The following is a 7,869-nucleotide window of genomic DNA, read 5'->3' as shown; positions in this document are numbered from 1 at the left end:
TAGTCTTTGAAGCAATCAGTGAATTCGAACCGATGGAGTTCGAATCAGTAGCTTCGGTTCGGAGTTGACCGGTTGAACCTCCTACTCATAGTTACTCGTCCTTAGCTCTCTAAGCACGAGTAACATCCGTTTCGGGTACCCCCATCTGATTCACAAGTAGACCACATACACCTGCATCAAGAGAGTGAAGATCAGCCCGCCAATCCCAAATCGTTCAGACGCCTGATGATCTCTTCCAAGGCTGCTTCGGCGTTGTCGTGAATCTTCGCCCCTGTGATCACCATTTTCCCCGAGCCGAACAGAAGTGCGACGACATCTGGATCGTCAAGCCGATAGACCAGACCAGGAAACTGTTCGGGTTCATACTCGACAGATTCGAGCCCTAGTCCTATCGCAATTGCATTCAGGTTCAACCTTTCGCCCAGGTCAGCACCTGACACGATATTTTGGACCGTTACCTCAGGTGTCCCGACATCGATTCCGAGCTCTGCCAGTGCATCCACGGCCACATGGACTGTCTCATGGGCCTCCTCGATGCTCCCTGCTCCCGTACACGTGATCTTCCCTGATCGGAAGAGCAGACACGTCGCTGTCGCATCGGCCGGTCGATAGATCAATCCCGGAAACTGTCCGGGGTCAAAGTCCGCACCTGTGAGATCCATCGCAACCGATTCGAGATCGATTTCTTGGCCGATCCCCGACGAAGCGACGACGTTCTGAGTTTCGAGTGTCGTTACCGGATCCTCAACAGTATCTTTGAGGGTCATTTTTGAGCGATGACGTGTTCCGGTAAGAGGATGCGTGGTTTCTTGACGAAGAGTCTGCTGCTCCCGAGAGAGTGGGCATCACTCATCAAGAGCGATTCTCCGCTGTTGCATCCGGTAAGGGAAATCAACTAATGTCACTCCCAGAACTGGCCTATGGAGATCTCCATCTTAAACCTCGGGTAATAAATTGGTAGTGGCAGATAAGTGAGATCCTCGATCGGCAGACGGCCAGCGTCGGAGGAGGGGGATTCAATCTTACCAAACATTCTTCCGGCAGGGGTGTCTGAGTGTTAGGTAAGAACGGCTGGCAACGACAGCCGGCGGGACCAACCCATGAAACGGACAGACCAGGATCGGAATGCGCAGGCAGTTACCGACGGCGGGAAGCCGGTAGCGCCAGCAATCATACCCGAGTACGTACGAGAGGGTGTCGAGCGTCAGGACACGACGATCCTTCGGCAAATCGCCACGTGGTGCGAGCAACTCGCCGACTATCGCGACGAGCGCCCAATAGAGGTCGACGACGACGAGGAGCTCGTCGAGGTGAACGAGGACGGTGGCGACGGAGGCGACGACGGGTCCGGCGGGACGCAGGTGATCAAGAAAATCCCTTGCGGAAAGGACTGTAACGGCTGTCCGCACGGGCCCTACGAATATCGGGTGAAGCGGCAGGGAAAGAACCTGAAGTGGGAGTACATCGGACGGGTGGACTCATGATTACTGAAAGCGAACTCGACATTGACGGCGAAGTGATCAACGTCGATACGGACAGGGGGAACAGCACGCAGGTGGAAGTGATGATTCCGGGTGGGAACGACTGTAGCGGGTGCCCGCACGGTCCCTACGAGTACCAGGTGCAGCGTGACGGGGGAAGTCTCAATTGGGCGTATGCCGGTCGTTCTACACCATGATTCCAGTCCGTACTGGCGTTTTGGCAAGCGGGCAGACGACGAAGCGCCGAATCTGTCTGACGAGAGCGAGTCTGTAAGCGATGGTAGGTGATCGGACGCGGGGATTCGTCGAACTCATCCGACCAGGGAACGCGATCGCTGCTGGGTTTCTCACGTTCATTGGCGCGTTCGTCGCGGATGCGTTCGCCGATCCCGTGATGATCGGTGCAGCAGTCGGCGCGACAATCGCCGCGACGGGAGCGGGGATGTCGATCAACGACTATTTCGACCGCGAGATCGATCGGATCAACCAGCCCGACCGGGCGATTCCACGCGGGGCAGTGACGCCGCGCGAGGCGCTCGGATTCAGCATCGTGCTATTCGCGATCGCGGTCGCGCTTGTGCTGCTACTCCCAGTACTCGCCATCGTGATCGCGGGTGTCAACCTGTTCGCGCTGGTTGCCTACACTAAGTTGTTCAAAGGGTTCTCAGGACTCGGGAACATAGTCGTCGGCTATCTCACGGGGAGCGCGTTTCTGTTCGGTGCAGCAGCGGTCGGCTCAGTCACGGTGGCAGTCCTGGTATTGTTCGCGCTCGCAGCGCTCTCGACAGTCGCTCGTGAGATCGTAAAAGACGTCGAAGACATGGAGGGCGACCGGGAGGAGGGGCTGAGGACACTCCCGATCGTGGTCGGTGATCGCACGTCGCTCATCCTCGCAGCGGTCGTTCTAGCGCTCGCGGTGCTCGCAAGCCCAGTGCCGTTCATTCGAGGGACGTTCGGAATCGCCTATCTGGTCCTCGTGATCCCGTGTGACCTCTTGATGCTCTACAGCGTGTACGAGGGGTTCAGAAACCCGACAGCCGGACAATCGCACCTCAAATACTCGATGTACCTCGCTGCTGTAGCGTTTGTTGTAGGTCGGGCAACGACGATAATCGGATAAGCAGCCACAGACAGTAGAAGACGGTAATTTCACTTGCAACGCGTATTCTGTTTGCATATGAAATTTTATCAGATTCAGGATGGTTTGAGATATAGATGGAAAATCTGCCGAAGATCAAGTTAAGAGCGAATCGAGTTGATCAAGTGCTCACGAACACGAGTGATCAAGCGACGATTGAGTGACGAACTGTGCGCTAACTCGACTGGCTGAGAGTTTTGTTTTCAAGCGGCAGCAGGTTCGTCAGTCTGGTCCTCTTCAGAATCAAGTGAAACGGCAAAGTCGAAAACGATCTCATCGTAGGCGACGATCGGCCGTTTTGCGTTCCCCTCTTCAACGAACTCGACAACACCGTAGGCAGCCAGCTTCCGAAGCTGATCGTAGACGTTTTTCTTGTCTCGGTCGACCAGCCGTGCTGCTTCGCGGATACTCGATGGCTCATGAACGTTCAGTGCCCGCAAGAGCCCAAGCGTCGAGTCGGTAAAGACCGCTGTCGCGGTGTCTACATCCGGAAACGAAAGCGTCGGATGATCGGTGCCGCTTTCGTCGCTTTGTTCGTCGGACTCGACAGTAACACGCAGCGTCCGCGCCCACTCCTCGGGCACGGAGTCGGGATACGTCCCGGCGTGCTCCTTACTTTCTTGTTCGCGTCCGTTCTCGGTGTCGTTCTCAGTCATATGTCGTAGTCCTCCGGTGATGGGCCGAACGGTTCGATTCCTGTCTCACGAAAGAATCGGTCGTAGACCGCTGCGACTGACCCTGGGAACTCGTATTCGGAGTCGAGATTGGCCCCAACGTGTCGGTGATGGCTTCCGTCGCCGTGGTCGTTGTCGTAGCGCAGCATTGTGCCCTGTTCCGGGCCGATAGGCCACTCAGTGTCGTCAGACGGATCGGCCGGATCAGCGACTCCGTAGTGAAGCGCGTAACACGCGCCCGGCGGGTATCGTTCGACAGCAGTAGGGTAGATGAACTTGTACCGGACGAGTACGCCCGCTCGCACCACCTTTCGTTTCTCATAGACCACCTCGGGGCTCTCATCATCGGCCATCCTCTGTCGTTGGTGCGGTCGCCAACGTGTTAAGCTCGTTGGTATCGGCACCAACGATATGCAAGAGTTTGAGATAGTATCTATCGTGAGGAGCAGAAACCACGGAGGTAAGCGCCGACAGCGGTCGCACCGCGATCCGCTACACCGCCGGGTTCTCTTACCAAACAGTAGAACGTGCTCCCTATCTAAGCGTTAGGTAAGAAACGTAGCAGTCGATAGGGAGCGGCAACACCCCGATGTCGAGAGAATATATCCCTGTCATCACAAGACAGTGAGAAGAACGATCGCAAGACCAACGCCGATCAGCACAAAACCGACGGATATCAGAATCAGAGCCACACGTGCTGATTTTTCCACAAAACCCACTCACGAGAGTCTGACTAAACAATGCCGCTTCTGCCGTCGTAACTGTGGATTCCGCTGTTCACCACCGTGCCGATCACACTCTCAGAGAATCTTCAGAGTAAACAAGGCGAGTGCCTCGGGGCTTGACCCCGAGGCGGTTCACTGAAATCGATCAACGAAACTTGAGATTATAGCCAGGAAATTAAATTTCTTTGACGTGACAGAGACAGGCTTATGCCGGAGGTGGCAGCCGCCTGATTCAATGAGAGAGAGGGGCGCAGTATGGCTTATCGTTTTGGCGGTAGTCACATCGGCAGCCGGGATCGGGGCAATGCCCTTTTCGCAGTCGGCGACCGGGCCGGACACCACCGAGATCGAGGGTGATGGAGCGGGAGCGATGGGCGTTCAGAACATCCAACTCATCGAGCAGCAGCGGAACGTGCTCAGGTACTCGATCGAGTTTACGGGCGAGCTCAAGAGAAGCTATCTGGAACGATCGCTTACGCGAGCCGCCGATCACGATCGGATCGACGCGAGCAGCATTCGCGTGACCAAGGTCAAAAGCCACGTCGCAACGGTCGAGGTCGGGACCGACGGCTCAGAGGACCCGAAGACGGTCAGTAGTCGAATGCTTCGAGCGATGCAGTTGACCTCTCAGCAGAACCCATCGTCCTCGACGTCAACCACTAGCGACCGGAGCCCGAACGCCAGCGCCGGAGGGAACGGAAAGGCGAAAACGTCCGAACAGGGAGAAACCCACTACCAGATCGACTTTGTGCAGGGTGAGTCGATCAAGAACCTTCGAGGACCCGAGGGCTACTATACGCCCGATCGGTTGATCCGGTACGCTCACGGTAGCACTGAGAACCCTCTCAAACGGTCGTCTAACGGCGAGTTTACTACCAACGAGTCACTCGCTGAGTGTGTCCAGAGCTCCGCAATCGTTGTGAACAGTACCGGAACCGCGCGCGTGAGCTTCACCATCGACGAGGGGTGCGATCCCGTGACGCTCACGCTCGCAAGCTACGAGAAACCGGGACCGGTGTGGAGCCCCGAGAATGAGAGCGAGCAGGAGTTTGTCGACGCCGACACCCGCACGTTCGAGCCCGGTGGGACCTACACCCTTCGCGTCGAACTTCCGCCGACTGAGGATGCAACGACCAGTACGGCGACGTCGAGCAAGACGAGCGTGACCGACAGCCGCGAGACGGGGACGACCACCGCAAGCGAATCCGAACCCGAGGCCGAGAGTACGAGCTCACCCGCCCCGGATACCGCGACGGGCGAGGAGATGACTAGATCGAGCACACCGACCACGACCGAGACGACGGTCGTTGTGCAACCTCAGCCAACCCCGACGCTAACGCCGACCCCGACGCCGGAGCCCCCGGAGACAACCACCAGCAGCGCAGAAACGGACCCGACCACGAGTACGCCAGATACGTCGACGAGCGGGGAAAGTTCAGACGCACCGAGTGAGGACGAGCAGGCCCAATCCGGCGACGATCTACCCGACCCGTCGACGCCGGAACCGACGACGACGGAGAGTGCCGACAACGACGGTGGAAGTACCCCGACCGAGACGCCCCCGGACGACAGCGGCGATAGTGAGCCACCGACTGAGCTGCCTACTACAACCGACGAGAGCAACGACGGCGACGACGGCGACGACAGCGACGACGGGGGCGATCAGACGCCGACGACCGAACCCCCCGAAACCGACGACGGGGACGGTTCGACCCCTACCACGGAGCCGGAACTGCCTGAGACGGACGAACCGACGACCAAGCCGACCACTACAACAGAAGCACCTGAGACGGACGAGCCAACGACCGAGCCACCGGAAACCGACGAGCCGACAACTCAGCCGCCGACGACCACTACAACAACGACCACCACGACCGAACCGCCGACCACCACTACAACGACGACCACTACAACAGAAGCACCCGAGACGGACGAACCGACGACTCAGCCACCAACCACGGAGCCGCCCGAGACGGACGAGCCAACAACCGAGCCGCCGGAAACCGACGAACCGACGACTCAGCCACCGACAACCACCACGACCGAGCCGACCACTACAACGACGACCACCACGACCGAACCGCCGACCACCACTACAACGGAAGAGCCGCCAGAGGGCGCAACCAGCGCGGAAGTGCTGTTCAACGATCAGTCCTTAGAAGACGCCTTGCGCGTGGTCGCCGAGTCGGTCACGCTTCCGTCGGACAGCAACGGTGGGTTCCTGGTTGCCTACGACGCGGCGAACTTCGGCGAAGTCGATCGCCCGGACGACCGGATCGGGACCTCGCGCCGTCTCTCGCCCGGCACCACCGAGAGCGTACAGGTCGATCTACAGTTCGCCGAAGCGAGTGTCAATGAGCGCGTAACCGTGGTCGTCGTGCGTGATTCCAACGGTAACGGACAGTATGATCCCGGCGTCGACACAGGGGCGCTCGACGCAGAGGGTCAGATCGCCAGTGACTCGGCGGAGGTGTCGATCGCCGTCGGACTCCTACCCGAACCACCCGGCGGCGGGCCGGGCGACGGGAACGACACCACCACCACCACCACGACCACGACCAGCAACGGATCGAGCGACGAGAACGAATCCGACGACGGCGGTATTCTCGCCAGTGAGACAGCTGACGTCGCCGAGGCGGAGAGCGCCGAGCAAAACACCAGTACCAGCGACACCGCCGCGACCAATGATCCAGCGGAGGATTCCAACGAAACGGCCAGTACCCCCGAGAATGAGGGTGTGAAAGCGACCGTCACCAAATCGCCCACATAGGACCGGTATAGGAGCCTCAGTCATCGAGCACCGCTACTATCCACCCTATACCCGCTATCCAGAATGAACCTGACCGGAGAACAGACGTCCTTTCGGGCGATCGCCGTCGTTGCGCTGCTATTCAGCGTCGGCATGATCGCCACCGCACCAGCGGCGAGTGCGCAGGCGGGCAACAACAGCACGATCGCTCTCGATAATCAGACCTCAAACGGAACGACGGTCACAGTCGAATCGGTCACGCTCCCCGAAGGCGGGTTCATTTCAGTCCACAACGAGAGCCTCACGCCGCCGCAGAACGAGACTGTCGGGAGTATTATCGGCGTTACCGACTATCTCGACGCCGGTATCCATCGGGATCTTGAGGTGGTTCTGAATAGACCGATTTCGCACAATCAGACGGTGATCGCAAAGGCGGCGCGCGACACGAACGACAATCAGATGTTCGATGTGCGGCGTTCGCAGGGGTTTCAGGATACGGCTTACTCGTCGAACGGATCGGCAGTCACCGATCGTGCCACCATCCAGATTCAGAACGCGACGTCGTTCGCAAACAACAGCACGGTCGCACTCCGTAACCAGTCGACCGCCGGGACGAACGTCACCGTCCGATCGGTGACTGTTCCCGACGGTGGATTCGTCGTGATCCACGGGTCGGCGCTACTCCCGCCGAAGAACCAAACGATCGACAGCATCCAGGGTATCTCAGGCTACCTCGATCCAGGGGTACACCAGAACATCACCGTCGAGCTCAATGAGACGATCGACGAGAACACCACGTTGATCGCCGCCCCCTATCGGGACACGAACAACAACCAGACGTTCGAGTACGCAGCGTCAGAGGGGGCGAACGACACACCGTATAGGCCCAACGGGTCGAGCGCACTGATTTCGCAAGCGAACGTCTCGATCAACGAGTCGGCCCGCGAGAGCCTACAGAGCGACACCGAGAGCAGCGGCGGGAACGCGAACGCGAGTGCAAGCAGTGGTCCGCAGATGCTTGAGTTGCTCGTGCTCGCCGCAGTGCTCGTCGGGGTCTACCTCTACCTGAAAATCACTTAGAGAACCATGCACCAGCAAACCC

At 58.7% G+C, this 7,869-nt stretch carries 7 protein-coding genes; 4 read left to right on the top strand and 3 right to left on the bottom strand.

What is annotated here, in order from left to right:
• Positions 1–191 precede the first annotated feature (191 nt).
• The gene (locus tag PHA81_RS13295; RefSeq protein ID WP_273837084.1) at positions 192–767 is read right to left on the bottom strand and encodes a TATA-box-binding protein; all 576 of its coding nucleotides are present in this window, start codon (positions 765–767) and stop codon (positions 192–194) included.
• A gap of 333 nt (positions 768–1,100) precedes the next feature.
• On the opposite strand from PHA81_RS13295, the gene PHA81_RS13290 reads away from it, so the two are divergent.
• Both PHA81_RS13290 and PHA81_RS13285 read left to right on the top strand, forming a co-directional pair.
• Complete coding sequence (locus PHA81_RS13290) at positions 1,101–1,484, top strand: hypothetical protein (protein ID WP_273837083.1); 384 nt, start codon at positions 1,101–1,103, stop codon at positions 1,482–1,484.
• A gap of 274 nt (positions 1,485–1,758) precedes the next feature.
• The gene (locus PHA81_RS13285) at positions 1,759–2,601 is read left to right on the top strand and encodes a geranylgeranylglycerol-phosphate geranylgeranyltransferase (RefSeq protein WP_273837081.1); all 843 of its coding nucleotides are present in this window, start codon (positions 1,759–1,761) and stop codon (positions 2,599–2,601) included.
• Positions 2,602–2,822: 221 nt separating this feature from the next.
• Here the strand turns inward: PHA81_RS13285 and PHA81_RS13280 are convergent, their stop codons facing one another.
• Together PHA81_RS13280 and PHA81_RS13275 are read right to left on the bottom strand one after the other, a co-directional pair.
• Entirely contained in the window at positions 2,823–3,275 is a 453-nt protein-coding gene (locus PHA81_RS13280) for a helix-turn-helix domain-containing protein (RefSeq protein ID WP_273837078.1), read from the bottom strand.
• A complete protein-coding gene (locus PHA81_RS13275) occupies positions 3,272–3,646 on the bottom strand; it encodes a DUF6516 family protein (protein ID WP_273837075.1) in 375 nt (124 codons plus the stop codon). Before PHA81_RS13275 ends, PHA81_RS13280 begins: the two co-directional genes overlap by 4 nt.
• Positions 3,647–4,253: 607 nt before the next feature.
• On the opposite strand from PHA81_RS13275, the gene PHA81_RS13270 reads away from it, so the two are divergent.
• Complete coding sequence (locus PHA81_RS13270; protein WP_273837073.1) at positions 4,254–6,788, top strand: hypothetical protein; 2,535 nt, start codon at positions 4,254–4,256, stop codon at positions 6,786–6,788.
• Between the two features lie 63 nt (positions 6,789–6,851).
• Positions 6,852–7,847 carry a hypothetical protein gene (locus tag PHA81_RS13265; RefSeq protein WP_273837071.1) on the top strand — a complete coding sequence of 332 codons (996 nt, stop codon included), beginning with the start codon at positions 6,852–6,854 and terminating at the stop codon, positions 7,845–7,847.
• The last annotated feature ends 22 nt before the right edge of the window (positions 7,848–7,869 follow it).

The organism is Halococcus sp. PRR34, assembly GCF_028617175.1.
Classification (GTDB): domain Archaea; phylum Halobacteriota; class Halobacteria; order Halobacteriales; family Halococcaceae; genus Halococcus; species Halococcus salifodinae.
Note: the sequence above shows the minus strand (reverse complement) of the source record. Positions and strands in the feature narration are given on the sequence as shown.